This is a genomic window from Thermus scotoductus DSM 8553 (assembly GCF_000381045.1).
Classification (GTDB): Bacteria; Deinococcota; Deinococci; order Deinococcales; family Thermaceae; genus Thermus; species Thermus scotoductus.
The window spans coordinates 31801-55190 of the sequence record NZ_KB905731.1 but is presented as its reverse complement, the minus strand read 5'-3'; the positions used below and the strand labels follow the sequence as shown (position 1 = coordinate 55190).

Below are 23390 nucleotides of genomic sequence, written 5' to 3'. Positions count from 1 at the left end.
CGCGCCCAAGCCTCTTGAACTGGACCGCCCTAGTAGGTGAGCACCCGCCTTAAGGCCGCCAGCACCCGGCGAGCGTTGGGGCGATAGTGGTGCTCGATGGCGCTGAAGGGAGGATAGGGGGCATCGTAACCCGCCACCCGCACCACAGGAGCCTGGAGGTGGTCGATAGCCCCCTCGGCGATCCGGGCGGCGATCTCGGCCCCAAACCCCCCGGTGCGCATGGCCTCGTAGACCACGATGGCCCGGCCCGTCTCCTTTACGGCGCCAAGGAGCGTGTCCTCATCCAGGGGGACCAGGGTCTCCAGGTCCACCACCATGACCTCCACCCCTTCTTTGGCGGCCACCTCCGCCGCCTCCAGCATCACCTCCACCATGCCCCCGTAGCCGATCAGGGTGGCGGCCTTTCCTTCCCGCAGAATGCGGGCCTTTCCCAGGGGCAGGGTGTAGTAGCCCTCGGGCACCGCGGCCCGGGCTCCCCGGTAAAGCTTGATGGCCTCCAGGAAGAAGACGGGGTCCTCGTCCTCTATGGCGGCGAGGAGGAGGCCTTTGGCCCTTTCAGGGCTCGAGGGAATCACCACCTTAACCCCAGGGGCATGCGCCAGAAGGGCTTCAGGGGAGTCCGCATGCTGTTCGGGAGTGTGCACCCCTCCCCCATAAGGAGCCCGCACCACCACAGGGAGACCCACCCGCCCCCGGGAACGATGGCGCCAGCGGCCCAGGTGGGAAAGGATCTGGTCCAGGGCTGGGTAGAGAAAACCAGCGAACTGGATCTCCGCCACAGGTTGCATCCCTCCCATGGCGAGGCCAATGGCCAGGCCCAGGATGCCGCTTTCCGCCAGGGGGGTATCGAACACCCGGCCCTCGCCGTATTTGGCCTGGAGGCCCTCCGTAACCCGGAACACCCCCCCAAGCCGTCCCACGTCCTCCCCGAAGACCAAAACCCGCTCGTCCCCAGCCAAGGCCAGGTCCAGGGCCTCGTTGATGGCCTGGACCAGGTTCAGCACCCTGGCCTTTTCCGCTACCATAGCTCCTCCACGTGCTTCCCTTGCCTCAAGGCCTCCCAGGCCCGCTTCTGGTCAGGACCCATTTCCTTGTAAACGTGCTCCACAATCATCTCAGGGCTGGGCTCGGGAGCCTGGTCGGCCAAGGCCAGCTCCCGAGCAAACTCCTCCTCCAGCTCCCTCAAAAGAACCTCCTCCGCATCCCCATCCCAAAGCCCCGCCGCCTCCAGGGCCTTGCGGAGGCGCAGGATGGGATCCTTGGAGCGCCAGGCTTCCTCCTCCTCCCGGGTGCGGTAGCGGCTCGGGTCGTCGGAGGTGGTGTGGGGGGCCAGGCGGTAGGTGAGGGCCTCGAGGAGGGTGGGGCCCTCCCCCTTCCGTGCCCGTTCCACCGCCTTCCTGGCCTCCAGGTAAACGGCCACGGCGTCGTTGCCGTCCACCACCACCCCGGGAATCCCATACCCCTCCGCCCTCCTGGCGATGAAGTCCACCCGCATCTGCCGGCTCCGGGGCACGCTGATGGCGTAGCCGTTGTTCTGCACCAGGAAGAGGACCGGGGCATCAAAAACCGCGGCAAAGTTAAGCCCCTCGTGGAAATCCCCTTCGCTGGTCCCGCCATCCCCGATGGAGGTGGCCACCACCCAGTCCTCCCCCCGGTACCGGCCCGCCAGGGCCAGACCCACCGCCTGGGGAATCTGGGTGGCGATGGGGATATAGGGATTCACCGCCCGTACCTCCTCGGGAAAGCGCCAGCCTGCGGGGTGGGCCCGCCAGTAAAGGATCAGGACGTGGATGGGAAGCCCCCGGGCCAGGAGCAGGGCGGACTCCCGGTAGCTGGGCACCACCCAGTCCCTCTCCCCCAAGGCCAGGGCCACCCCCACCTGGGCCGCCTCCTGGCCCATAAAGGGGGCATAGACCCCAAGCCGCCCCTGGCGCTGAAGGGTCAAGGCCTTCTCGTCGAAAAACCGGGCCCGGCGCATGGCCCGGTAGAGGGCAAGGGCTTCCCCCTCCTTAAGGGGAAGCTCTCCCCTATCCAGGTACTGGACCACCTTGGGTTTCACGCAGGGGAGTTTACCACGGCGGCCAGGCGGTCCAGGGCCAGGGAGATCTCCTCCTCGCTCTTGCAGAAGGCAAAGCGGAAAAGCCCAGGAGGAGGGTCTTCCCGGTAGAAGGCGCTGGCGGGAATCAAGGCCACCCTGGCTGCTTCCACCAGCTGGAAGGCATCAAAGCCGGGAAGCTCGGCCATGAGGAAGTAGGTACCCTCAGGCTCGTAAGCCTTGAGGCCCATGGACCTGAGCCCGGAAAGGAGCAGGTCCCGCCTCTTCCGGTAGCCTTCCCGCAGGGCCTCGTAAAACCCCTCTTTCCGGGCCAGCCTCAAGGCCTCCGCCACCCCCGCCTGCAGGGGGCTTGGAGCGGAGAAGCTGGTCCACTGGCGCATCCCCGCCAGGGCGGGCATGAACTCCTTGGGCCCCACGATCCAGCCCACCCGGTAACCCGTGGCCTCGAGGCGCTTGCCGGCACTCCCCACGGTGAAGGTGCGCTCCGGGGCAAAGTCCCGCAGGCGCCTGGGCCTTTCCCCGTAGTAGAGCTCGTCGTAAACCTCGTCGGAGACCAGGAAAAGGTCGTACCTCCGGGCCAGCTCGGCCACGGCCCGAAGCTCCTCCTCGCCGAACACCAGGCCCGTGGGGTTCATGGGGGCGTTGAGGAGGAGGGCCCGGGTGCGCGGGGTGATGGCCTCTTCCAGGGCCTTTAGGTCCAGGCGGAAGCCCTCCTGGGTAAGCCCAAGGCGCACCAGCCGCACCCCGGCCCCGGCCAGGAAAGCGTCGGGCAGGTACACGTCAAAGAAGGGCTCCAGGACCACCACCTCCTCCCCCGGCCCCACCAAGCTCTGGAGGAGGACATAGAGGGCCTCCGTGGCCCCTGAGGTCACCACCACCGCCTCCGGCTCCACCCCGAACTCCTCGGCTAGGGCCTCCCGCAAGGGGGGAAACCCGGCGGGGGGAGCGTACTGGTCGTAGCGGCCCAGGGCCCGCCGCACCGCCTCGAGGAGGAAGGCAGGCGGTGGGTTGGAGGGAAAGCCCTGGCCCAGGTTTACCGCCCCAAGGCGCTGGGCGAGCTGGCTCATCCTGGGGAAGATGCTCTCCTTGGCCACCTCGGTGCGGGGGTGGAGGCGCATGGGGATAGGGTAGCGCAAAGTTATGCGCTGGGGGAAGGGCGGGCCTCCCCGAAGAGGTGGAGGAAGAGGGCCTCGAGGCTCGGCGTCCCCCGGGAGACCTCCAACACTTCCACGGGGAGGGTTCCCAAGACCTCCCGCAGCGCCTCCCACGGCCCCAGGAAGAAGAGGACCTCGGGGCCTTCCGCACTCCAGCCGGGGCCCAGGGCCTTGAGGAGAGCCTCCGCCTTGGGCTCGGCGAGGCGCACCCGGTACCCCTCCCCGGCCCAGTCCCGGAGGAGGGCCCGGGTGGGGCCCTGCCGCCGCACCTCCCCCCGGTGGAGGAAGGCCACCCGGTCGCTCACCCGCTCCACCACCTCGAGGTCGTGGGAGGTGAGGAGGATACCCCAGCCCTCCTTCTTAAGCTCCAGGAGGATCCCCTCAAACTCCCTCCGGCTCACGGGGTCCAGGCCCAGGGTAGGCTCGTCCAGGAGGAGGAAGCGGGGCTTGAGGGCCAGGGCCAGGGCCAAGGCCGCCTTCTGCTGCATGCCCCGGGAGAGGGAGGCGAGGGGGGCGTGGAGGCGGTCCTTTAGGCCGAAGCGCTCCAGCCAGGCCTCAAACCGGGGGCGGACTTCCTTTGGGGGAAGCCCCCGGATGCCCCCGAAGTAGAGGGCGTTCACCAGGAGGCTCAGGTTGACGTAGAGGTTGCGGCTTCCCTCCAGGAGGACGCCGAACTCGTGGCCCTGGGGCCTGCGCCGCGCCCCGCCCTCTTCCAGGACCACCTCTCCCGCGTCGGGGAGGAGGAGGCCGAGGACGACCTTGATGAGGGTGGTCTTGCCCGCCCCGTTGGGGCCCAAAAGGCCCAGGATCTCCCCGGCCCCAAGCTCCAGGCTCACCCCCTTGAGGGCCTCCAGCTTGCCGAAGCGCTTGTGGACGTTCTGCACCAAAAGCCGCATCAGTACCTCCCTAATAGGCCCCTCCGCCGCACCGCCGCGTAGACCCAGGCCATGGCGAAAAGCCCCGCCCCGAGAAAGAGGAGGGCCTGCACGAAGGCGAGGAGGAGAAGCCCGGGGAACGCCCCCTCCCCGGTGAGGGCGAGCTTCAGGAGCTGCGTCCCTGGGGCAAAGGGGAGGGGGGTCATCCAGGGAGCGAAGCGAACCAGGGAGAAGAAGTAGGGCAGGAAAAGGAACTGGACGATGGTGAAGAAGCCCTCCACCCGCTTGAAGTGAAGGGCGAGGGCCCCCATGCCCAGAGCGAAGCCTAGGGCGGCGAGGTAGAGAAGCAAAAGGCTCAAAGGCCACCAGGGGGCGGGGGCGAGCCGCACCCCGAGGAGAAGGGCGAGGGGAAGGAGGACAAGAGCGCTTGTGGTGATGCCCTGAAGTCCCCGTACGAGGGCGCGCAGGAGGAGCTGTCGGAGAAGCCCTCCCCGGGCCAGGCCCAGATGCTCCAGGGTGCCTAAGGCGGCCTCGGACTGGACGGAATAGGCGATGGACTGAAAGGTGCCCACCACCAGGTTGAAGGCGGCGAAGACCAGGAGGAGGGGGCCCAGGTCCAGACCTAGGCTCGCCAGCCCCTCGGGGGTCAGGTTCTCCAGGCCGAGGACCATGGAGTAGAAGAAGAGGACGGAGGCCAAAAGCCCCGCCAGGGTGTCAAACCAGTAGCGCCTGGTCAGGTTCCACTCCAGGAGAAACTCGCTCCAGAGTTGCCAGCAGAGCATCACACCTCCTAGAACCTCCCCAATATACCCCGCCTGCGCACCAGGCGGTACATGTAGGCCATGGCCCAAAGCCCCATGGCGAAGAGGAGGAGCCCTTGAAAGAGGGCCAGGCCCAACAGGCCCCAAGGCGCCTCCGCCCCTGAGAGGCTAAGCCGCAGGAGGTGCACCCCGGGGGCGAAGGGCAGGTGGGCCATCCAGGGCTCAAACCGGACCAGATAAAAGAAGTAGGGCAGGAAGAGGAACTGGACGATGGTGAAAAACTCGTCCACCTGCTTGAAGTACAAGGCAGTGGCCCCCATGAGGAGGCCGAAGCCCAAGGCGGCCAGGAAAAGGGGCAAGAACCCCAAAGGCCAGCGGGCCAGGGGGCCTAGGGTCACGCCGAAGGCCAAGGCCAAGGGTAGGAGGACCAAAAGGCTCCAGAGAACCCCGAATAGGCTTTGCACCAGGGCCCGAAGGAGGAGCTGGCGCAGGAGGCCTCCCCGGGCCAGGGCCATGTGTTCCAGGGTCCCCAGTTGCGCCTCGCCCTGGACCGTGTAGGCGATGGACTGGAAGGTGAACAAGGTGAGGTTGAAGGCCGTGAAGACCAGAAGCAGGGGGCCTGGGTCCAAGAAGCGGGCCTCCTCGGGGGTAAGCCGGCTAAAGCCCAAAAGGATTGCGTAGAAGTAGAGGAGGCTCCCCCCCAGGTTTGCCAGCGTGTTGAACCAGTAACGCCGGGTTCGGGCCCAAGAGAGCAGGAACTCGCTCCAAAGCGGCCAGAGCATGCAGACCTCGCTAAAGATGTGGACCCTGGGATAGCCTCTGGACGACATCCCAGGCCAGGGTGGGCTCACCGCCAAACCAGGTGACGAAGAACTTGCTGAGGCGGGGGGCTTTTTGAGCGAAGACCTCCAGGAGCTTGGCCTGAACCGCTTCGGTCATGCGGCTCACCCGGTGCCGCTGGAAGCAGTAGTCGCAGCCGAAGTTGCAGTCTATGGTGGGACAGATCGTTAGGCTCCAGGCCTCCGTGGTGTAGCGCTGCCGCAGGTGGAGGGTCTTAAGGTAGGCCAGCTCGTCAAAGTTCTCGGGAACGACGAAGCGGCCTTCCACGAGCCCCTGGTCTACAGGGTTCTTGGGGTCCAAGGGCTCCCCCTTGACCAGGGCCGTGTAGCGCGCCCATCCTTCTGAATCCAAGACGGCCAGGCCACCGGAGAGGGAGTTGAAGGCGAGCTTCTCGCCCGTGAGCAGGGTGTGGAAGTGGTTGAAGCGGCTCGGCTTATAGGCTGCCCCTCCCCGGGCTGGTGCCTGGGCGGGTTCATGGAGGTTCACCACGAGTAGCTGCAACATCCCGTCTTGCATGCCCTTTCACCCCTCTCGGCCATCCTCAGGCTGGCCTTAAGGTAGCAAGGGGATGGTAACGCTCGCGTAACTCAGAAGACTCTCATAAAGACCCCAGGGCGTTACGCGGAGGTTACGTAAGCCTGGGTAGCCTTTAAACATGCAGTTCCTGTGGCTTCTCCTCGCCCTCCTCGGGGGCTCTGGGGTCCTTCCCCAGTGCCTCGCCCCCCACTGCCCGCCCCCGGGGCTTGGGCTCTAAGCGCCACTTCGGCTTTGCAACATGGGATGCCCAAGCCGGGGCTGTGGGAATACCTTTTGGGGCCCCCACCGCGGCCAAAGCTGCGGTGGGGTACCTTAGAGGCCCCACTCCCTCCTGAGCCTTTCCACCCGGGCCTGGGCGATGGGAAGGCGGGGGTCTTGGGAGGGTAGCCTCTCCAGGAGGGCCTCCCAGACCCCCAGGTCCTCCCCCAGGCGCTCGGCCAGGAGGAAGAGGCTTTCCACCTCGCCCTGGGCCAAGACCGCCCGCCTCAGGGCCTCTTCCAGCTCCGCCCTCAGGGCCTCCACCCCCGGGGCCTGGCTCTGGGGGAGGAGGGGGCCCCGGTAGCGGGCAAGGGCCCCGCTCAGGTCTCCTTGACGCAGGGCCCCCCATACTTCCAAGAAGTCCGCCTGTAGGGCCTGGGCCAGGCGGTAGGGCCGGCTTTTCACGGCAAGCCCCCGTTGCCTCAGGCGGAGCACCTCCATGCGGAGGGCGGGCCCGTTGGCCTCCCCGTAGAGGGCCAGGGCCAGCTCCTCCCCCCTCCACCCCTCCTTCCGGGCGAGGAGGAGGACGAGGAGCTCCGCCTGGCGCAGGGGGAGGGGCTTGCCCCCAAGCCTTGGCTCTCCCAGGGCCTGGAAGTGGGCCGAGGGGCTTGCGGCCCAGAGGAGCTCCTGCCCCCTCCGGGAGAGCTCTCCCAGGAGGGGGTGGGGCCTTCCCAGGAAGAGGAGGCCCCGCATGGCCTCCTCCGCCACCTCCTCCAGGAGGAGGGGCAGGGTCTTGGCCACCCCTTCCTCGTCCTCCCGGTAGAGCCCTTCGGCCAAGGCGAGGAGGGCCTGGGTGAGGGGCTCCTTGGCCCAGGGCCTCGCCGCCAGGAGGAAGGGGAGGACCTCCTTCCCCAGGAGGCGCACCCCGGCGGGGGCGAGGTAGGGAAGGGCGGGAAGAGGGGCCTCGCCCAGGGCCTTCCGCAGGTAGGCCCTCCCCGAGGCCTCCTCCCCCTGGAGGAAGCGCAGGTGGGCCATGAGGAAGCGGGCGTAGAGCCCCGTGCCCCCCTCCAGGGCCAGGAGTTCCACCTGCCGGAGGAGGTCGGGGAGGGGAGGGTCCTCCTCGGCGAGGAGGGCGAGCCAGGCCCACTCCAGGAGGGCGAAGGGGCCAAAGCCCCGGGCAAGGGCAAAAGCGGCGTAGCCCAGGGCCTCCCTGAGGCGGCCAAGCCCCCTTAGGGCGCGGGCCAGGGCGAAGGCGAGGCGGGCCTCGGCCTTGGGGTCTCCCTGGAAGCGGTGGAGGGCCTCCTCCAGGGCCAGGGCCCCCGCCTTTGGAGGGAGGGCCAGGCCCAGGTGGTAGAGGGTGAGGGGGGTCTGGGCCCTTCGGGCGGCCTCCAGGGCCAGGGCGCGGTAGGCCCGAAGGTTCCCCTTACGGGCCTCTACGAAGCCTAGAAGGGCCAGGCGCTCGGCCTCCGGGAGGCCTTCTTGGGAAGTTTGGAGGAGGGCTTCCGCCTCCCGGTCCCGCCCTTCCTCCAGGAGGCGGAGGGCGGGGGCCAGGGGGCTTGCCGGGAAATCCAGGGCCATGGAGCCATTTTAGAGAAAGGAAGGGGTGTGGGGGAGCTATAATCCCCCGGTTTGCAAGATACGGGCTCTGCCCGTGACCAAACCGGGGATACATGGACTCCCCCACGTGCCCCTTTGGGGCACACAGCATGGTGGGCGGTCATTTTGTGGTATCATGTGTAAGTGCCGGAAGAGCGCACTACACGTCACAGCCATTACAACCTGAACTACCATCTGGTATTCACCCCCAAGTACCGCAGACATGCCTTCTTTGGCGAAGTGCGCGAACGGCTGATGCAGGTGTTGCGGGAGACGTGCTTGATGAGGGACTGGGTAGTGCTGGGAATGGAGGTCATGCCCGACCACGTGCATCTGTTCCTCTCCGTGCCGCCCAAGTGGGCCCCCTCGGACGTGGCGAAGATTCTGAAAGGCGTATCGGCTCGGCGCATCCTGCAAGAGTTCCCAAAGCTACGGCGGGGCAGGGGCGGCGGTCATTTATGGACGCCCTCCTTCTATGTGGGCAGCGCCGGGAACATCTCGGCTCAGGCCATCCAGCGCTACATCGAGTCCCAGCGCAAATACCAGGACGACGATGCTTAAAGCTTTCAAGTACCGCCTCTATCCGACCCAGCCCCAACTGCGGGACTTGGACCGGACGCTGATGCTGTGCCGCAGCCTGTACAACGCGGCCTTGCAGGAGCGTAGAGATGCCTACAAGAAGGCCGGGAGGACTGTCGGCTTCTACGAACAGAAGAGGTATCTGCCCGAGATACGCACCGAGCTGCCGGAGTACAAGGGCGTCCACTCCCAGGTCTTGCAGAACGTCATCGAGCGGGTGGACAGAGCCTTTCAGGGCTTCTTCCGGCGGGTCAAGGCGGGACAGAAAGCGGGCTACCCCCGCTTCAAGGGGAAGGGGCGCTACGACAGCTTCACCTTCCCCCAGGCGGGCACCACCGGGGTCAAACTCCAGGGGGGCGGGAAGCGGGTGCTCCTCTACGGCATCGGCTCGGTGAAGGTCAAGCTGCACCGCCCCTTGGAAGGCAGGCTCAAGACCGCCACGGTCAAACGAGAGGGAGAGCATTGGTACATCGTGTTTACCTGTGAGGTGGAGCCCAGACCCCTTCCCCCCAATGACCAGGCCATCGGGATCGACCTGGGCACCAACCCCCACTTCCTCGTCACCTCGGAGGGGGAGAGGGTCGAGGCCCCTCGGTACTTCCAAAAGGCGCAAGCCAAACTCGCCGCCGCCCAGCGCAGCCTTGCCCGTAAGAAGCGGGGCAGCAATCGCCGCAAGCAGGCCAGAAAGCGGGTTGCCAAACTGCACCGGAAAATTGCCAACCAGCGCAGGGACTTCCACCACAAGCTGGCCCGAAAACTCGTCAACCACTATGGAACCATCGCCCATGAAGACCTGAATATCCTCGGCTTGGCCCGCTCCCGCACCGCTAAGGGGGTGCTGGATGCAGGCTGGGCGCAGTTTCTTGCAATCCTCGCCTACAAAGCGGAGGAGGCTGGTAGGCGGGTCATTGGGGTAGACCCCAAACATACAAGCCAGGACTGTCCAGTGTGCGGTCATCGGGAAAAGAGGCCCCTGTGGGTCAGGGAGTACACCTGCCCCCAGTGTGGAACACTTCTCCATCGGGACGTGGCCGCAGCGCGAAACATCCTGGCTAGGGCTCGGACGGAGCCTGCGGGGACATGGGCGGCGTGGGCCGTCCCATGAGAACCGCGAAGCCTCGGACTTCAGTCCGAGGAGTCGTCACACGTGTGAGGGCCTGGGCTTCCGCCCCTGCGGCTCTGACCCTCGAGGTCCGCTGACGACACCTACCATATAAGGTGTACAGTGAAGACATGGAGAAGACGACCCTCTACCTCCCCCCTGAGCTTCACCGCGCCCTAAAGGAGGCCGCGCGGCGGGAGGGCAAAAGCCAGGCAGAGCTCATCCGGGAGGCCTTGGCCGCTTACCTTACCCAGCGCCAAAGACCCGCCTTTCGTTCCCTAGGCGTGGGCGAGGACGAGGAGCTCTCCGGGCGCGCCTCCGAGGGGTGGCTGGAAAGGGTCTGGTCCGAGCGATGATCACTCTGGACACCTCCGCCCTCTTCGCCCTCCTGAACCGGAAGGACCCGGACCACGGCCGCGTTAAGGCGCTCCTTCTTTCTGATCCAGGTCCCTACCTGGTGCCCATGGGCATCCTCGCCGAGATCGCCTACCTCGCGGAAAGGCGCCTGGGCCTTGGGGCCCTCGAGGCCTTCCTCCAAGACCTCGAGGCCGGGGCTTTCTCCCTGGAATGCGGGGAAGAAGACCTGCCCCGGGTCAGGGCGCTCGTGGCCCGGTACCGGGACCTGCCCTTGGGCTTTGCCGACGCCGCGGTCGTCGCCGTAGCCGAGCGGAACGGGGGCCTGGTCCTAAGCTTGGACCGGCACCTTCACGTGGTGGCGCAGGAGGGGACCATCCGGGTACTCCCCTAACCCGCGATCCGGAGGAGGGCGAGGAAGCTTTCAAGCTCCAGGCTCGCCCCGCCCACGAGCCCCCCGTCCACGTTGGGCATGGAGAGGAGGTCGGCGAAGTTCTTGGGGTTCACGCTCCCCCCATAGAGGATGCGCACCCGCTGGGCAAACCCCGGGCCGTACCGCTCCGCCAGGGCCTGGCGGATGGCCTGGTGCATGGCCTCGGCGTCCTGTGGGGTGGCGTTCCGCCCGGTGCCGATGGCCCAGACCGGCTCGTAGGCAATCACCAAGGCCTCAGGACCCGGGGGGTTCAGGCCCTCGAGGCTTCCCCTTAGCTGGGCCAGGGTATAGGGCACCGCCTCTCCCCTTTCCCTCACCTCCAAGGGTTCCCCCACGCAAAGGATGGGGGTAACCCCCTCCTCCAAAAGCCTTTTCGCCTTCTCCGCCACCAGGGTATCCGTCTCGTGGTGGTAGCGCCGCCTCTCCGAGTGCCCCACGATGGTGTAGCGGCACCCGAGATCGGAAAGCATCCGGGCGGAAACCTCCCCCGTATAGGCGCCTTCCCGGTGGGGGGAGACATCCTGGGCCCCGTAGGCCACCTGGGCACCGGAAAGCACCTCCCTGGCCACGGGAAGCATGGGAAAGGCAGGCAGCACCGCCACCTCGGACTCTAAAGGAGGCAGAAGCCTCCTGAGCTCGGCAAGCCAGACCCTAGCCTCCGAGGGCACCTTGTGCATCTTCCAGTTTCCTGCCACCAAAACCCTGCGCATGCCGCTATCCTACAGGAAAACCCCGCCCCAGGGGGCGGGGCCGGATTAGGTCTTCCTACTCCAGGACCTCAATCCCCGGGAGGGTGCCTTTCTCCAGGTACTCGAGGCTCGCCCCCCCTCCGGTGGACACGTGGCTGAAGCGCTCCTTGAGGCCCAAGCGGTTCACCGCCGCCACGGAGTCGCCCCCTCCCACCACGGTGAAGGCTCCTTCCAAGGCCGCCACCGCCCGGCCCACCGCCAGGGTACCCTGGTCGAAGGGCGGCACCTCAAAGACCCCCATGGGCCCGTTCCAGAAGACTGTTCTCGCCCCCTTCAAGGCCTCGGCGAAGGCCACCTGGGTCTTGGGCCCGATGTCCAAGCCCATATAGGGCACGGGAATGGCGTCCGCAGGGAAGGTGCGGGTTTCCACCCCAGCCTCGATCCGCTCGGCCGCCACCACATCCACGGGCAGGTGCACCCTTACTCCCAAGGATTCCGCCCGCCGAAGCAGGTCCTTGGCCAGATCCAGCCGGTCCTCCTCCACCAGGCTCTTTCCCACCTCGCCCCCAAGGGCCTTGATGAAGGTGAAGGCCATGGCGCCGCCGATGAGAAGGCGGTCTATGCGGGGAAGGAGGTTTTCTATGACCCCGATCTTGTCGGAAACCTTGGCCCCCCCGATGACCACCGCATAGGGCTTCTCCGGATCCCTAAGAAGGCGGGAGAGGGCCTTCACCTCCTTCTCCATGAGGAACCCCGCAAAGGAAGGGAGGAGCCTGGCCACCCCCACCACGCTGGCATGGGCCCGGTGGGCGCTGCCAAAGGCATCCAGAACAAAGGCCTCCCCCAGCCGGGCGTAGCGGGCGGCAAGATCGGGATCGTTCTTCTCCTCCCCTGGCTCGAAGCGCACGTTTTCCAGGAGAGCCACCTCCCCCGGGGCCAGGGCCTCAACCGCCTGGTGCGCCTGGTCGGAACCGGGGCTATGGGGCACGAAGCGGACGCCGGAAAGGTAGCGGCCCAAAGCCTCCGCCACCGGGGCCAGGGAGTACTTGGGGTCCACCCCCTTGGGCCGGCCCAGGTGGGAAAGGAGGACCAGGGAAGCCCCCTGGTCCAACAGGTGGCGCAGGGTGGGGAGGCTCTCCAGGATGCGGGTTTCGTCCTGAACCTTCCCCTCCTTGATGGGGACGTTATAGTCCACCCGCACCAGGATGCGCTTGCCCCGGGCATCCAGGTCCTTCAGGGTCCGCATTCACGCCCCTCTCTTCAGCACCAGTTCCACCAGGTCCGCCACCCGGTTGGAGTAGCCCCACTCGTTGTCGTACCAGGCGAAGACCTTGACCAGGTTGCCCAAGGCCTTGGTGAGCTTCCCGTCCACGATGGAGGAGTGGGGGTCCATGACGATGTCCTGGAGGACGATCTCGTCCTCGGTGTAGGCCAGGATGCCCTTCAAGGGCCCCTCGGCCGCCGCCTTAAGGGCAGCGTTCACTTCTTCAGCAGTCACCTCCCGCTTGAGAAGGGCGGTGATGTCGGAGATGCTCCCCGTGGCCGTGGGCACCCTCAAAGCACTTCCGTCGAAACGGCCCTTCAGGGAAGGAAGCACCAAGGCCGTGGCCTTGGCGGCCCCGGTGGTGGTGGGGATGATGTTGATGGCCGCCGCCCTCGCCCGGCGCAGGTCCTTGTGAGGCAGGTCCAGGACTCGCTGGTCGTTGGTGTAGGAGTGCACGGTGGTCATGAGGGACTTCTCCACCCCAAAGGCTTCTTCCAACACCTTCATCACCGGGGCCAGGGAGTTGGTGGTGCAGGAGGCGTTGGAGATGATGTGGTGCCGGGCGGGGTCGTACTGCTCATGGTTCACCCCCATAACGATGGTGATGTCCTCCCCCTTGGCCGGGGCGGTGATGATCACCTTCTTGGCTCCCGCCTCGAGGTGGGCCTTGGCCTTGTCGGCATCGGTGAAGACCCCGGTGGACTCTATCACCACGTCCACCCCCAGGCTCCCCCAGGGGAGCTCCTTGGGATCCTTTATAGCCGTGGCCCGGATGGCCTTGCCGTCCACGTAAATGTTCTCGTCATCGTAACCCACCTCGCCGGGGAAGCGGTGGTAAATGGAATCGTACTTGAGCAGGTGGGCCAGGGTCTTGTTGTCCGTCAGGTCATTGATAAGGGCCACCTCCACGCCCCGCCCATGGAGAATACGGAAAACCTGGCGACCGATTCTGCCGAATCCGTTGATGCCTACCTTCATAGCCTACCTCCTAGCGTGGCTCCTGCCCCCCTTGGTGTACCGGCGGGGTAAAGAGCCATGGCTTCAGTATAGCGGCTCTTCCATAAGTGAACAACCGCACTTGGCTTAAGCGAACTTTCCCCTTGACCCGTCAACCCGAAAAGCGTATTTTCGTTGACGACCACCCCGCGTGGTCCGGGAGGTACGAACGATGAAAACCGAGGTTCTCCCCTATCCACCCCTGGTTAAAACCCTCTGGCCCCACCGCACCCTGGCCCGGGACCTGGCCCTGATCCTGGCGGGTAGCCTCCTGGTGGCCCTGGCCGCCCGGATCAGCATTCCTTTGCCCTTCACCCCCGTGCCCATCACCGGCCAGACCCTGGCGATCCTCCTGGTGGGAGCAGCGTTGGGAAGCCGCCTTGGCTTCCTGTCCCTCTTGGCCTACCTGGCGGAAGGAGCCATGGGCCTACCCGTCTTTGCTGGGGGTACAGGGGGCTTGGCCAAGATTCTCGGCCCCACCGGGGGCTTCCTCCTGGCCTTCCCCCTGGCCGCAGGCTTGGTGGGGCTACTGGTGGAGCGGTTCGGCCTGGACCGGAGCTTCCTGGGAACCCTTTTGGCCATGCTGGCGGGCAACGCCCTGCTCTACCTGGTGGGGCTTCCCTGGCTTGCCGCCTGGCTCATGGGGGCAGGCAAGTTTGCGGGCACCGGCGCCCTTTTGGCCATGGGGCTTTTCCCCTTCATCCCCGGGGACCTGGTGAAAGCGGTGGTGGCGGCCTTGGTCCTGCCCTCCGCCTGGAAGGTCCTGGGAAGGCGCTAGCGTGCGGCTGGCCCTAGCCCACCTTGGAAGGCAGGAGAGCCTACCCAGGCTTTTAAAGATCCTCGTCCCCCTGGTGCACCAGGCCCGGGAGGAGGGGGCCTTGGCCCTCCTCCTCCCCGAGCTGGTCCTGGGGAGGCAAGGGGAAGAAGACCTTTCCCAAGCCCTCGAGGCCCTGGCCGGGGAAAGCCGCATGAGGGTGGTGGCGGGCTACCTGGCCCAAGGCCCAAGGAACCGGCTTGGCGTCTTCCCCCAGGGCCCCTTCTACGACAAGGTGCATCCCTTTCTGGCCCTGGGGGAGGAAGGGGACGAGGGCGTTGAGCCCGGGGAAGGCCCCGTGGTGTGGGAGTTCCAGGGACGCAGGTTTGGGCTTGCCCTCTGCTACGACCTGGACTTTCCCGAGCTTTTCCGTAGCTACGCCCTCATGGGGGTGGAGGCGTTTCTGGTGGGCTCCGCCTGGCCCGGAGAATACGGGGAGCTCCTCTTGGTCCTGGCCCGGGCCCGAGCCGCAGAGAACCAGGCCTATTTGCTCCTGGCCAACCGGGCGGACACGGGAAGCCCCTCCTTCGCCGTGGCCCCGGACGGGCACCTTTTGGGGCTTAAGGATGAGGAGGGGCTTCTGCTTTTTGACCTGGACTTTGCCTTCCTGGAGGCGTACCGCACCCGGTATCCCATCCTCCGCCACCGGCGGCCAGAAGCCTACCGCCTCTGATAGCCGGGGCCCCCACCCTGGCGAAAGCCAGGGTGGGGTGGTATAAGATGGCCTCCGTGCTGGAGAACCGCCGGGCACGGCACGACTACGAGATCCTGGAAACCTACGAGGCGGGGATCGTCCTGAAGGGAACCGAGGTCAAGTCCCTCCGCGCCGGTAAGGTGGATTTCACGGGCAGCTTTGCCAAGTTTGAAAACGGCGAGCTTTACCTGGAAAACCTTTACATCGCCCCCTATGAAAAGGGATCCTACACCAACGTGGACCCCAGGAGAAAGCGCAAGCTTCTCCTTCACCGCCACGAGCTCAACCGGTTAAGGGGCAGGGTGGAACAGAAGGGCCTCACCCTGGTGCCTCTGAAGATCTACTTCAATGAACGGGGCTACGCCAAGGTGCTCCTGGGCCTTGGCCGGGGCAAGAAGGCGTACGAGAAGAAGGCCGACGACAAACGGCAGGCGGTCCGGCGTGCCCTGGAGGAGCTATGAGGCCCTGGGGAATCCTCCTCTTGCTTCTTCCGGCCTTGGCCCAGGCACCCAAACCCCTCACGGTGGGGAGGGAGGTGGGCCAGGCCATCTACCCCGGAGGCCGGGGGTTGGCCTATGGGGAAGCCCGCCTGGTGGCCCGCGGGCTGGGTCTTTCCCTCTGGCAGGGGCAGGACCAACTGGCCTTGGGCCTGGGAAGCCGCTACAAGGTTTTCCCCCTGGTGGAAAACGAGGCCCAGGCCGCCGCCCGGGGGGCCGGCTGGAAACGGGGGCAGGAGGTCTTCGTACCCTTGCGGCCGTTAAGCGAGGCCTTGGGCCTGGAATACCGGGCCCAGGAGGGCATCCTTCTCCAACTGCCCTGGGCCAAGCTTTTGGGGGTGGAGCGGAGGCCGCTCCAGATCCTCCTTCGCTTCTCCCGGGAGGTGAACGCCCTGGTGGAGGGCAATAGCGTCCTCTTCCTCCTGGCCCAGGGAGAAGGAGCGGGCCTCAGCCAGGAAGCCCGGGGACTTCGCCTCACCCTGGAAACCCCACCCACTAGGCTTTACTACCCCGGAGGAGGCCAGGTGATCCTGGAGTGGAGCCCCCCAGCCAGACCCAGGCCCACGGTCCTCCTGGACCCCGGCCACGGGGGGAAGGACCCGGGCATCTCGGCAGGGGGGCTTTTGGAGAAGGACCTCACCCTCGACCTAGCCAGGCGGGTGGCCGCCCGCCTGCCCAACGCCCGGGTCTCCCGGCAAGGGGATGAAACCGTGCCCCTCGAGGCCCGCTTGAGCCTGGCCCAGGCAGCCTCGGTGGTGGTTTCCCTCCATGTCACCCAGGGCAGTGCGGTGAACCTCTACCTGCCCAAGGCCCGCTCCACCCCCTTAGCCCAAAACGCCGAAGCCCTCCTGGCCTCAGCCCCGGCAGAGCAAGCCACCTTGCTAAAGGTCTACGCCGGCGACCCACGGCGCCTGGCCGAGGCCCTGGAAAAGGCTTTTTCCGCCCTGGGCATCGTGCTGGCCCGGGCGGAGGGTCCTTACGCCCTCACCGACATTCCCGGGGCGGGAGTTGTCCTGGAGGTGGGAGTGGAACGGTTGAAGACCCCTGAGGCCCGCAACCAGGTGGCGGAGGCCATCGCCCAGGCCATCCGCACCTATCTGGAGTAGCCATGCGCCGACTCTTGACCTTCTGGAACCTCCTTGGCCTCGTCCTCTTCACCTTGGGAGCCTTGGTCTACTGGCAAAGCCAGGGATGGCGGGCTTCATCCGCCCTGCCCTTGCCCTCGGAGGAAGCCTCGGCCGCAAGCAGCCTGCCCGTGCTCCTCTACCTACCCAACCCGCCCCAGGGCCTCCTGAAGGAAACCCGTACCCTCGAGCTGGCCCCCGGGGATACCCCGGAAAACAAGGTCCTGGCCGCCTGGGCCGAGGCCCTTCAAGCCCCCAAGCCCCGGGCCCTCTACCGGTTGGGCGAGCTTTTCGTGGTGGATCTTCCCGCCGACTTTGCCCTGGGTCTGGATACCAGCCAGGAAGCCCTGCGCCTCTACAGCCTGGCCTATACCCTCCTTTCCACCTTCCCCCAGGCCCAGGAGGTGCGCTTCCTGGTGGAGGGAGAACCCAAGCCGGGCCTAGCCCATCTGGATCTAAGCCAGCCTTTCCGCCTGCCATGAGGGATACCTGGCGCATCGACCGCCTCGTCCTCCAGGGGTTCAAGTCCTTTGCGGAGCGCACCGCCTTGGACTTCCCGGACCCCATCACCGGGATCATCGGGCCCAATGGCTCCGGCAAGAGCAACCTGGTGGAGGCCTTGCGCTTCGTGACCGGAGCCCGCGCCCATGAGCTACGCGGGCAGGAACTGGGCACCTTTCTCTTCCATGGGGGCGAGGGCCGCCCGCCCCAGGCCATGGCGGAGGTCCGCCTGGAGCTTTCTCGGGGAAGGGAAAGGCTTACCGTGGAACGGCGCATCGAAGGGGACCGCTCCCTCTTTCGGGTGAACGGTCGCCCCTTAAGCGCCAAGGCCCTGGCCCTCCACCTTGCGGGCACGGGCCTCGGCCGAGGAGGGTACGCCATCGTGGGCCAGGGGGAGGTGGCCGCCCTCCTGGAAGCCCCCGAGGAAGTCCTGCTGGCCCACCTCGAGGAGGCCGCCGGGCTGAGGCCGGTGGCGGAAGCCGCCCGGGTGGCGGAGAAGGAGCTGCAAGAGGCAAGCCGCCTTCTGGAAGAACGCGAGCGGGAACTCCAGGAGCTTAAGGCCCAGGCAGAACGGCTTAGAGGGGAAGCAAAGCGGGCCAGGCAGGCCCAGGCCCTGGACCTCGAGGCCCTGGCCCTCAAGGTAAGCCTCCTGGAAGCCCGCATGGAGGAAGCCCAGGCCGAGATGGCGAGGGCCGAGGAGCGGCTTAAGGCCCTGGCCAGGGAGGAGGAAACCCTAGAGAGGGAGCGCCAAGCCCTGGAGCAAAGGCGCCTGGCCCTGGCCCGCGAAGAGGAATCCCTGCGCCAGGAGCTGGAAGCGGTGCGCCTGCGCCTAAAGGAGCGGGAGGGCTTCGAGCGGGAGCTTAAGGAACTCGCCCGGTTGCAAAGGGCCCTGGACCGTCCCCCACCTGAAGACCCTGGCCCCCCAATACCCCCTCCCCCCCGGCCCCTCGAGGATCTTCGCACCCAGCTTAGGCATTTGAAAGCGGAAGAAGCCCGCCTGCTGGCCGCCAAAAAGCGCCACGAGGAAGCCTTCCGCCGGTACCTGACGGAAACCGCCCGCTACGAGGAACGCCTGAAGGCCTACCAGGAAGCCCTGGCGGAACGCACCCGCTTGGAGGAGGAGCTTGCCCAAAGGCTTGAGGAACTTCGGGACCTCGAGGGGAAAATGGCCGAACGGAAGCGGTTGGAAACCCGCCTCGCCGAACTGCGCGCCCAGGCCCAGGGAGCCCTCAGGGAGGCCGAGCGGCTCAGGCGGCTTCTGGAGGCTGGCAGCGACCTGCACGAGGGACCCCGAAAGGTGCGGAAGCTTCCTGGGGTGCTGGGGGTGGTGGCGGACCTGGTGCAGCCCGAAGCGGGGCTGGAGCTGGCCCTGGAGGTGGCCCTGGGCCCCCGGCTCCAATGGGTCCTCACCCAGGACGAGGAGGCCGCCAAGGCCGCCATCGCCCTCCTGAAACGGGAAGGGGGCCGGGCCACCTTCCTGCCCCTAACCCTTCTGTCCCCGCCACCTCCTCCCTCTCCCCCTCCCGTGCCCGGCCTCCTGGGACCTGCCTTCCGCCTGGCCCGGCTCCGGCAGTCGGGCCTGCCCGAGGAGAAAATCCTCCTGGCCCTCTTGGGGGATACCCTGATCTTCGCCGACCTGGATGCAGCCCTGGCGTACCGAAGGGCTTCGGGCCGGGAAAGGGTGGTCACCCTAGAAGGCGAGGTGCTGGAGCGCCTGGGAGCCCTATCCGGTGGGCGCCTAAAGGGAGGTGGGGAAACCCTCCTCTTAAGGCGGCGCCTGGGGGACCTGGAAACCGAGCAGGAGCAGCTCGCCAGGGAGATCAAAGCCCTGGAGGAAGCCCTGGCCTCCCTTCTTCCCCATCGCCGACTGGAGGAAGCCCGGGCCCAGGTGGGAGCCCTGCAAGCCAGGCTTCGCTCCCCCCTACCCCCGCCTCCCCAACCCCCCACACCGCCTCAGGAAACCTGGGAGGAGGCCCGGCTTCTGGCCCTGGAGAAGGAAAGAGAGGAGCTGGAAGGAATCCTGGCCCAGGCGGAGGCCCACGAGCGCTGGCGCCTCCTCTCCCAGGCCCGGGAGGCTTGGGCGGCATCCCAGGAGGAAGTGCGCCGCACCCAGGCCAGGATGGAGGAACTGAAGGCCAAACTCGCCGCCACCCAGCCCCTTCTGGCCAAGGCCCAGGAACTAGAGGAACGCCTTAAGGCCGTGCGGGCGGAAAGGACAAACCTTGAGGACCAGCAAACCCGGGCCCTCACCCGGGCCAACAGCCTCTTGAGCGAGCGGGAAAACCTCCGCCTGCTCCTGGCCCGCAGGGAAGCCCTCCTGGAGGAACTGGGCCGGGAGAGGGCCTCCTTCCCCCCGCTAGACCGCCTACCCGGCACCCCCAGGGCCCTCCAGGCCAGGCTGGCCCAGGTGGAGCGGGAACGGGCAGCCTTGGGACCCGTAAACGCCCTGGCGGAAAGGGAGCTAATGGAGTTGGAAGCCCGCCTCGAGGCCCAGGCCAAAGAGGTGCAGGAGGCCACGGAAGCCCTCCTTCGCCTCGAGGCCGAGGCCAAGGCTGTGGAAAAAGCCTACGGGGAGAGGCTGAAGGAAAGCTACCAGGTTTTCCAAAATGCCTTTCAAAAATACGCCCTAGCCCTCCTCGGGGCCCGGGCCGAGGTGAAGCGGGAAGGGCAGGGGCTAAAGCTGGTGGTGATTCCGGCGGGAAAGCGCACCCAGGACCTCCGCCTCCTCTCCCTGGGGGAAAAGACCCTGGGAGCCCTCGCCTTCCTCTTCTCCCTGGGTGAACTCCAGGGTGGCCTTCCCTTGGCCGTGCTGGATGAGGTGGACGCCGCCCTTGACGAGGCCAACCTCGTCCGCTTCACCCGCTTCCTCAACTCAGGCAAGCAGTTCATCCTGGTCACCCATCAGAAGCGCACCATGGAAGCCTGCCACGCCCTCTATGGGGTCACCGCCCAAGGGGGCGTGAGCCGGGTGTTCTCCATCCGCAAGGAGGCTAGCCATGACCCTAAATGAGTACCAGCAGGAGGCCCAGAAAACCGCCCTTTACCCCGAAGCCTACCGGCTTCTTTACCCCACCCTGGGCCTGGCGGGGGAAGCTGGGGAACTGGCCAACAAGGTAAAGAAAATCCTCCGGGACCATGGAGGAAACCTCAGCCAGGCCGCCCGGGAGGATCTGGTGGCAGAGCTCGGGGATGTGCTTTGGTATGTGGCCCAGCTGGCCACCGACCTGGGGGTGGGCCTGGAGGAGGTGGCTCAAGGCAACCTGGCCAAGCTTCGCTCCCGCCTGGAACGGGGGAAACTGAGGGGCTCGGGGGATAATCGCTAGCGCAAGGGCGCCGACCCCTGCGCGAAGAAAGGGAAGACCTCAATCCCCCGGGGTAGGGTCCCCGGGGGATTGGCCTTCAGGCCTAGTCAAAGAGGTCGAAGATTTCCAAGAAGCCCTTTTTCTTGCGGTAGGGCTTCCCCTCCTTTCGGAAGTACGCCTCCCGCTCCTCCTCGTAGGCCCGGTCCACCTCCTTGGCCTCCGCCAGGAGTTTTTCCAGCTCCCCCCTATCCAGCCACACCCCCCCGCACTGGGGGCAGACGTCGATGAGGACCCCCCGCCTTTCCACCTCCTTCATGCCCACCTGGCAGCTTGGGCAAAGGAGAAGGGGCATCTACTCCTCCCTCCGGCCCATGAGGAGGCTGGCGTAGTAGAGGATGGTGGCCAAGGAGCTGGCCAAGGCAGCCACGTAGGTGAGGGCTGCCCAGGTGAGCACCTTTTGGGCAGGGGCCATCTCCTCTCGGGAGAGGAAGCCCATACGCCGCAGGAACTCCAGGGCCCGCCTGGAGGCGTCGAACTCCACGGGGAGGGTCACCAGCTGGAATAGGGCCACCGCCAGGTAGAGGTAAAGCCCAAGCTTAGCCAAACCAATGGCCCCCAGCATCAACCCGCCCACCACCAGGATCGGGCCCAGGTTAGTGCCCAGGCTGGCCGCTGGCCACAGGCTGGCCCGCACCCGAAGCCAGGTGTAGCCATGGGCATCCTGGACCGCATGCCCCACCTCGTGGGCGGCCACCGCCAGGGCCGCCAGGCTGGGCGAGGCGTAGTTGGGCTCGGAAAGCCGCACCGCCTTGGCGTGAGGATCGTAGTGGTCCGTGAGGGCCCCGGGCACCGGCTCCACCCGGACGTGGGTGAGGCCATGGGCATCCAGGATGGCCCGGGCCACCTCAGCCCCCGTAAGCCCCCGGCTGTTGGCCACCCGGCTGAATCGGGCGAAGGTAGCCTGAAGACCGCCTTGAATCACCAGGCTGGCCACGAAGACCAACCCCATGAGCAAGAGCGCCAGTATGTCCATTCCCGTCCACCTCCTTCCGAGGAGTAGCAAAAACCGAGGCCACCCATACAGGTGGTCTCGCCATGCGCCCTCAGGCGCCCCAGCCGACCGGGGATTGCTCCCGTACTGACGACCGGCTGGCCCCACAAGGGGCGGCTACTCCCCGCAGTTCCCGTTATACCAGACTCGGCCCTTTCTGGCAAGGAGCGGGGCGGGAATGTGCACGGACCCTCTTTACTCTCACTCGCTCAAGGGTATCCTGTGGGTGGGAGGTGAGGTATGGGCTACGCGCATCCCGAGGTTCTGGTGAGCACGGACTGGGTCCAGGAGCACCTGGAGGATCCCAAGGTGAGGATCCTCGAGGTGGACGAGGACATCCTGCTTTACGAAACCGGCCACATTCCCGGGGCACAGAAGGTGGACTGGCAACGGGATTTCTGGGATCCAGTGGTGCGGGACTTTGTGGACGAGGAGGGGTTTGCCAACCTCATGGAAAGGCTTGGGATCTCCAACGACACCACCGTGGTCCTTTACGGGGACAAGAACAACTGGTGGGCCGCCTACGCCTTCTGGTTCTTCAAATATAACGGCCACCAGGACGTGCGCCTCATGAACGGGGGGCGGCAAAAGTGGGTGGAGGAAGGCCGTCCCCTTTCCACCGAGGTTCCCACCTACCCCAAGGGGAGCTACCGGGTACCCTACCGGGACGAGTCCATCCGCGCCTACCGGGATGAGGTCCTCAAGCACATCCTCAAGGTTAAGGAGGGCAGGGGTGCCCTGGTGGACGTGCGGAGCCCCGAGGAGTACCGGGGGGAGCTCACCCACATGCCCAACTACCCTCAGGAGGGCGCCCTGCGGGCCGGCCACATCCCCGGGGCCAAAAACATCCCCTGGGCCAAGGCGGTGAACCCGGACGGCACCTTCAAGTCCGCGGAGGAGCTAAGGGCCCTCTACGAGCCCCTGGACATTACCCCGGACAAGGACGTGGTGGTCTACTGCCGCATCGCCGAGCGCTCCAGCCACTCCTGGTTTGTCCTCAAGTACCTCCTCGGCTATCCCCACGTGAAGAACTACGACGGCTCCTGGACGGAGTGGGGCAACCTGGTGGGGGTTCCGGTAGCCAAAGGGGAGGAATAGCTCAATCCTCGGAAGCCTCCCCCAGGGCCTGGGCGGCCAGCCGACGCCCCGTGGGGGTGTCCGCCAACCCCCCCAGGCCTGTTTCCTTGAGCTCCAAGGGCAGAAGGCGGCCGATGCCCGCCATGGCCAGGATCACCTCGTCGGGGGGGATCACGCTCCTTATCCCCGCTAAGGCCATGGAGGCGGCGCTCACCGCATGCACCGCATAAAAACCATTGCGCATCACGCAGGGCACCTCCACAAACCCCCCCACGGGATCGCAAACCAGGCCCAGGGTGTTCTGCAGGGCCAAGGCCGCCGCATGGGCAGAGGCCTCCGCACTCCCCCCGAGAAGCTCGGTAACGGCGGCTGCCGCCATGGCCGCCGAGGAGCCGATTTCCGCCTGGCACCCCCCGCTGGCCCCGGCGATGTAGATCTGGCGGTTGATGATCTTGGCCACCCCGGCGGCCAGGACCATGGGCATGAGGAGGTCCTCATCGGGGATGCCCAGGTGATCCGCCACTCCCAGCAAGGCCCCGGGAAGCGTCCCAGCGCTACCCGCCGTGGGAGCCGCCACAATCCGACCCATGCGGGCATTTTCCTCGTTGACCGCCATGGCGTAGGCCTGGACCCGCTTTAGAAGCGGATCCCGCAAGGGATCCGGGGCTTCCCACAAGGTCTTGGCATTCTTCCCCACCATTCCCGCCACGCTGGGGGCATCCGAGGCGAGACCCCTCCGGATGGAATCCCGCATGATGCCAAGGCGCTCCCGAAGCTTATCCAGGATGGTCTCGGGAGCCAGCCCGGTTTCCTCCACCTCCTCGCGGAGCAGGGCCTCCGACGCCCGGCCAGGAAGGGCGGCAAGGTCGTTCAGGGTCAAGGGCATAGCTTAAGTA

Annotated in this window: 26 protein-coding genes; 12 read left to right on the top strand and 14 right to left on the bottom strand. The window is 66.5% G+C overall.

From position 1 onward, the window contains the following. Nucleotides 1-29: 29 nt before the first annotated feature. The 8 genes from F604_RS0101785 to F604_RS0101750 all read right to left on the bottom strand — a co-directional run bounded on the left by F604_RS0101785 (nt 30) and on the right by F604_RS0101750 (nt 7999). Nucleotides 30-1025, bottom strand: a complete 996-nt coding sequence (locus F604_RS0101785; protein WP_019550170.1) for an alpha-ketoacid dehydrogenase subunit beta — start codon at nt 1023-1025, stop codon at nt 30-32. Further along, the gene (gene pdhA / locus F604_RS0101780) at nt 1019-2059 is read right to left on the bottom strand and encodes a pyruvate dehydrogenase (acetyl-transferring) E1 component subunit alpha (RefSeq protein WP_019550169.1); all 1041 of its coding nucleotides are present in this window, start codon (nt 2057-2059) and stop codon (nt 1019-1021) included. Before pdhA ends, F604_RS0101785 begins: the two co-directional genes overlap by 7 nt. Then, nucleotides 2056-3174 carry a pyridoxal phosphate-dependent aminotransferase gene (locus F604_RS0101775; RefSeq protein WP_026328912.1) on the bottom strand — a complete coding sequence of 373 codons (1119 nt, stop codon included), beginning with the start codon at nt 3172-3174 and terminating at the stop codon, nt 2056-2058. The genes pdhA and F604_RS0101775 overlap by 4 nt, the downstream gene beginning before the upstream one ends. A gap of 20 nt (nt 3175-3194) precedes the next feature. Continuing rightward, a complete protein-coding gene (locus F604_RS0101770; RefSeq protein WP_015717243.1) occupies nt 3195-4106 on the bottom strand; it encodes an ABC transporter ATP-binding protein in 912 nt (303 codons plus the stop codon). After that, nucleotides 4106-4867: a hypothetical protein gene (locus F604_RS0101765; RefSeq protein WP_019550167.1), complete on the bottom strand. Its 762-nt coding sequence runs from the start codon at nt 4865-4867 to the stop codon at nt 4106-4108. Before F604_RS0101765 ends, F604_RS0101770 begins: the two co-directional genes overlap by 1 nt. 8 nt (nt 4868-4875) lie before the next feature. Further along, the gene (locus tag F604_RS0101760; protein ID WP_019550166.1) at nt 4876-5628 is read right to left on the bottom strand and encodes an ABC transporter; all 753 of its coding nucleotides are present in this window, start codon (nt 5626-5628) and stop codon (nt 4876-4878) included. Between the two features lie 10 nt (nt 5629-5638). Next, complete coding sequence (locus F604_RS0101755) at nt 5639-6190, bottom strand: radical SAM protein (RefSeq protein ID WP_019550165.1); 552 nt, start codon at nt 6188-6190, stop codon at nt 5639-5641. Between the two features lie 345 nt (nt 6191-6535). Next, nucleotides 6536-7999 (bottom strand): ATP-binding protein, encoded by a 1464-nt coding sequence (locus F604_RS0101750; protein ID WP_019550164.1) that lies wholly within the window; start codon nt 7997-7999, stop codon nt 6536-6538. Nucleotides 8000-8161: 162 nt separating this feature from the next. Here F604_RS0101750 and tnpA point away from each other — a divergent pair, with 162 nt between their 5' ends. From tnpA to F604_RS0101730, 4 genes are all read left to right on the top strand, one after another. Beyond that, nucleotides 8162-8578, top strand: coding sequence for an IS200/IS605 family transposase (gene tnpA, locus F604_RS0101745; protein ID WP_019550163.1), 417 nt, complete (start codon nt 8162-8164; stop codon nt 8576-8578). Then, complete coding sequence (locus F604_RS0101740; protein WP_019550162.1) at nt 8571-9701, top strand: RNA-guided endonuclease InsQ/TnpB family protein; 1131 nt, start codon at nt 8571-8573, stop codon at nt 9699-9701. Before tnpA ends, F604_RS0101740 begins: the two co-directional genes overlap by 8 nt. Nucleotides 9702-9829: 128 nt before the next feature. Then, nucleotides 9830-10054 (top strand): ribbon-helix-helix domain-containing protein, encoded by a 225-nt coding sequence (locus tag F604_RS0101735; protein ID WP_008632330.1) that lies wholly within the window; start codon nt 9830-9832, stop codon nt 10052-10054. Continuing rightward, nucleotides 10051-10446, top strand: coding sequence for a type II toxin-antitoxin system VapC family toxin (locus F604_RS0101730; protein WP_008632333.1), 396 nt, complete (start codon nt 10051-10053; stop codon nt 10444-10446). Before F604_RS0101735 ends, F604_RS0101730 begins: the two co-directional genes overlap by 4 nt. On the opposite strand, the gene tpiA is transcribed toward F604_RS0101730, so the two are convergent. From tpiA to gap, 3 genes are read right to left on the bottom strand one after another with little or no spacing between them, the layout of a single operon-like run. Next, entirely contained in the window at nt 10443-11195 is a 753-nt protein-coding gene (gene tpiA / locus F604_RS0101725; protein WP_015717250.1) for a triose-phosphate isomerase, read from the bottom strand. The genes F604_RS0101730 and tpiA overlap by 4 nt on opposite strands. Nucleotides 11196-11250: 55 nt before the next feature. After that, on the bottom strand, nt 11251-12420 hold the full coding sequence (locus F604_RS0101720; protein ID WP_019550161.1) for a phosphoglycerate kinase: 1170 nt from the start codon (nt 12418-12420) through the stop codon (nt 11251-11253). Further along, the gene (gene gap, locus F604_RS0101715) at nt 12421-13416 is read right to left on the bottom strand and encodes a type I glyceraldehyde-3-phosphate dehydrogenase (RefSeq protein WP_019550160.1); all 996 of its coding nucleotides are present in this window, start codon (nt 13414-13416) and stop codon (nt 12421-12423) included. 190 nt (nt 13417-13606) lie between these two features. Here gap and F604_RS0101710 point away from each other — a divergent pair, with 190 nt between their 5' ends. From F604_RS0101710 to F604_RS0101680, 7 genes are read left to right on the top strand one after another with little or no spacing between them, the layout of a single operon-like run. Further along, nucleotides 13607-14212, top strand: a complete 606-nt coding sequence (locus F604_RS0101710) for a biotin transporter BioY (protein ID WP_019550159.1) — start codon at nt 13607-13609, stop codon at nt 14210-14212. A gap of 1 nt (nt 14213) precedes the next feature. Next, entirely contained in the window at nt 14214-14921 is a 708-nt protein-coding gene (locus F604_RS0101705) for a carbon-nitrogen hydrolase family protein (RefSeq protein ID WP_019550158.1), read from the top strand. A gap of 47 nt (nt 14922-14968) precedes the next feature. Further along, nucleotides 14969-15403 (top strand): SsrA-binding protein SmpB, encoded by a 435-nt coding sequence (smpB, locus tag F604_RS0101700; RefSeq protein WP_019550157.1) that lies wholly within the window; start codon nt 14969-14971, stop codon nt 15401-15403. Beyond that, nucleotides 15400-16545 carry an N-acetylmuramoyl-L-alanine amidase family protein gene (locus F604_RS0101695; RefSeq protein WP_019550156.1) on the top strand — a complete coding sequence of 382 codons (1146 nt, stop codon included), beginning with the start codon at nt 15400-15402 and terminating at the stop codon, nt 16543-16545. Before smpB ends, F604_RS0101695 begins: the two co-directional genes overlap by 4 nt. 2 nt (nt 16546-16547) lie before the next feature. Beyond that, nucleotides 16548-17045 (top strand): GerMN domain-containing protein, encoded by a 498-nt coding sequence (locus F604_RS0101690; protein WP_019550155.1) that lies wholly within the window; start codon nt 16548-16550, stop codon nt 17043-17045. Next, nucleotides 17042-20074, top strand: coding sequence for an AAA family ATPase (locus tag F604_RS0101685; RefSeq protein ID WP_019550154.1), 3033 nt, complete (start codon nt 17042-17044; stop codon nt 20072-20074). Before F604_RS0101690 ends, F604_RS0101685 begins: the two co-directional genes overlap by 4 nt. Beyond that, complete coding sequence (locus F604_RS0101680; protein ID WP_019550153.1) at nt 20061-20387, top strand: nucleoside triphosphate pyrophosphohydrolase family protein; 327 nt, start codon at nt 20061-20063, stop codon at nt 20385-20387. The genes F604_RS0101685 and F604_RS0101680 overlap by 14 nt, the downstream gene beginning before the upstream one ends. Before the next feature lie 82 nt (nt 20388-20469). Here F604_RS0101680 and F604_RS0101675 read toward each other — a convergent pair whose 3' ends face one another. After that, nucleotides 20470-20718 carry a TFIIB-type zinc ribbon-containing protein gene (locus F604_RS0101675; RefSeq protein ID WP_015717260.1) on the bottom strand — a complete coding sequence of 83 codons (249 nt, stop codon included), beginning with the start codon at nt 20716-20718 and terminating at the stop codon, nt 20470-20472. Then, the gene (locus F604_RS0101670) at nt 20719-21399 is read right to left on the bottom strand and encodes a zinc metallopeptidase (RefSeq protein WP_019550152.1); all 681 of its coding nucleotides are present in this window, start codon (nt 21397-21399) and stop codon (nt 20719-20721) included. Between the two features lie 258 nt (nt 21400-21657). On the opposite strand from F604_RS0101670, the gene F604_RS0101665 reads away from it, so the two are divergent. Then, on the top strand, nt 21658-22515 hold the full coding sequence (locus tag F604_RS0101665; RefSeq protein ID WP_019550151.1) for a sulfurtransferase: 858 nt from the start codon (nt 21658-21660) through the stop codon (nt 22513-22515). Between the two features lies 1 nt (nt 22516). Here the strand turns inward: F604_RS0101665 and sdaAA are convergent, their stop codons facing one another. Continuing rightward, the gene (gene sdaAA / locus F604_RS0101660) at nt 22517-23380 is read right to left on the bottom strand and encodes an L-serine ammonia-lyase, iron-sulfur-dependent, subunit alpha (RefSeq protein ID WP_015717273.1); all 864 of its coding nucleotides are present in this window, start codon (nt 23378-23380) and stop codon (nt 22517-22519) included. Between the last annotated feature and the right edge of the window lie 10 nt (nt 23381-23390).

Excerpts from the sequence above, each read along its gene's own strand:
- F604_RS0101785 (WP_019550170.1), bottom strand. The coding sequence starts at position 1,025 with ATGGTAGCGGAAAAGGCCAGGGTGCTGAACCTGGTCCAGGCCATCAAC.
- F604_RS0101775 (WP_026328912.1), bottom strand. The coding sequence starts at position 3,174 with ATGCGCCTCCACCCCCGCACCGAGGTGGCCAAGGAGAGCATCTTCCCC.
- F604_RS0101770 (WP_015717243.1), bottom strand. The coding sequence starts at position 4,106 with ATGCGGCTTTTGGTGCAGAACGTCCACAAGCGCTTCGGCAAGCTGGAG.
- F604_RS0101765 (WP_019550167.1), bottom strand. The coding sequence starts at position 4,867 with ATGCTCTGCTGGCAACTCTGGAGCGAGTTTCTCCTGGAGTGGAACCTG.
- F604_RS0101760 (WP_019550166.1), bottom strand. The coding sequence starts at position 5,628 with ATGCTCTGGCCGCTTTGGAGCGAGTTCCTGCTCTCTTGGGCCCGAACC.
- F604_RS0101755 (WP_019550165.1), bottom strand. The coding sequence starts at position 6,190 with ATGTTGCAGCTACTCGTGGTGAACCTCCATGAACCCGCCCAGGCACCA.
- F604_RS0101750 (WP_019550164.1), bottom strand. The coding sequence starts at position 7,999 with ATGGCCCTGGATTTCCCGGCAAGCCCCCTGGCCCCCGCCCTCCGCCTC.
- F604_RS0101740 (WP_019550162.1), top strand. The coding sequence starts at position 8,571 with ATGCTTAAAGCTTTCAAGTACCGCCTCTATCCGACCCAGCCCCAACTG.
- F604_RS0101735 (WP_008632330.1), top strand. The coding sequence starts at position 9,830 with ATGGAGAAGACGACCCTCTACCTCCCCCCTGAGCTTCACCGCGCCCTA.
- F604_RS0101730 (WP_008632333.1), top strand. The coding sequence starts at position 10,051 with ATGATCACTCTGGACACCTCCGCCCTCTTCGCCCTCCTGAACCGGAAG.
- tpiA (WP_015717250.1), bottom strand. The coding sequence starts at position 11,195 with ATGCGCAGGGTTTTGGTGGCAGGAAACTGGAAGATGCACAAGGTGCCC.
- F604_RS0101720 (WP_019550161.1), bottom strand. The coding sequence starts at position 12,420 with ATGCGGACCCTGAAGGACCTGGATGCCCGGGGCAAGCGCATCCTGGTG.
- gap (WP_019550160.1), bottom strand. The coding sequence starts at position 13,416 with ATGAAGGTAGGCATCAACGGATTCGGCAGAATCGGTCGCCAGGTTTTC.
- F604_RS0101710 (WP_019550159.1), top strand. The coding sequence starts at position 13,607 with ATGAAAACCGAGGTTCTCCCCTATCCACCCCTGGTTAAAACCCTCTGG.
- smpB (WP_019550157.1), top strand. The coding sequence starts at position 14,969 with ATGGCCTCCGTGCTGGAGAACCGCCGGGCACGGCACGACTACGAGATC.
- F604_RS0101695 (WP_019550156.1), top strand. The coding sequence starts at position 15,400 with ATGAGGCCCTGGGGAATCCTCCTCTTGCTTCTTCCGGCCTTGGCCCAG.
- F604_RS0101690 (WP_019550155.1), top strand. The coding sequence starts at position 16,548 with ATGCGCCGACTCTTGACCTTCTGGAACCTCCTTGGCCTCGTCCTCTTC.
- F604_RS0101685 (WP_019550154.1), top strand. The coding sequence starts at position 17,042 with ATGAGGGATACCTGGCGCATCGACCGCCTCGTCCTCCAGGGGTTCAAG.
- F604_RS0101680 (WP_019550153.1), top strand. The coding sequence starts at position 20,061 with ATGACCCTAAATGAGTACCAGCAGGAGGCCCAGAAAACCGCCCTTTAC.
- F604_RS0101675 (WP_015717260.1), bottom strand. The coding sequence starts at position 20,718 with ATGCCCCTTCTCCTTTGCCCAAGCTGCCAGGTGGGCATGAAGGAGGTG.
- F604_RS0101670 (WP_019550152.1), bottom strand. The coding sequence starts at position 21,399 with ATGGACATACTGGCGCTCTTGCTCATGGGGTTGGTCTTCGTGGCCAGC.
- F604_RS0101665 (WP_019550151.1), top strand. The coding sequence starts at position 21,658 with ATGGGCTACGCGCATCCCGAGGTTCTGGTGAGCACGGACTGGGTCCAG.
- sdaAA (WP_015717273.1), bottom strand. The coding sequence starts at position 23,380 with ATGCCCTTGACCCTGAACGACCTTGCCGCCCTTCCTGGCCGGGCGTCG.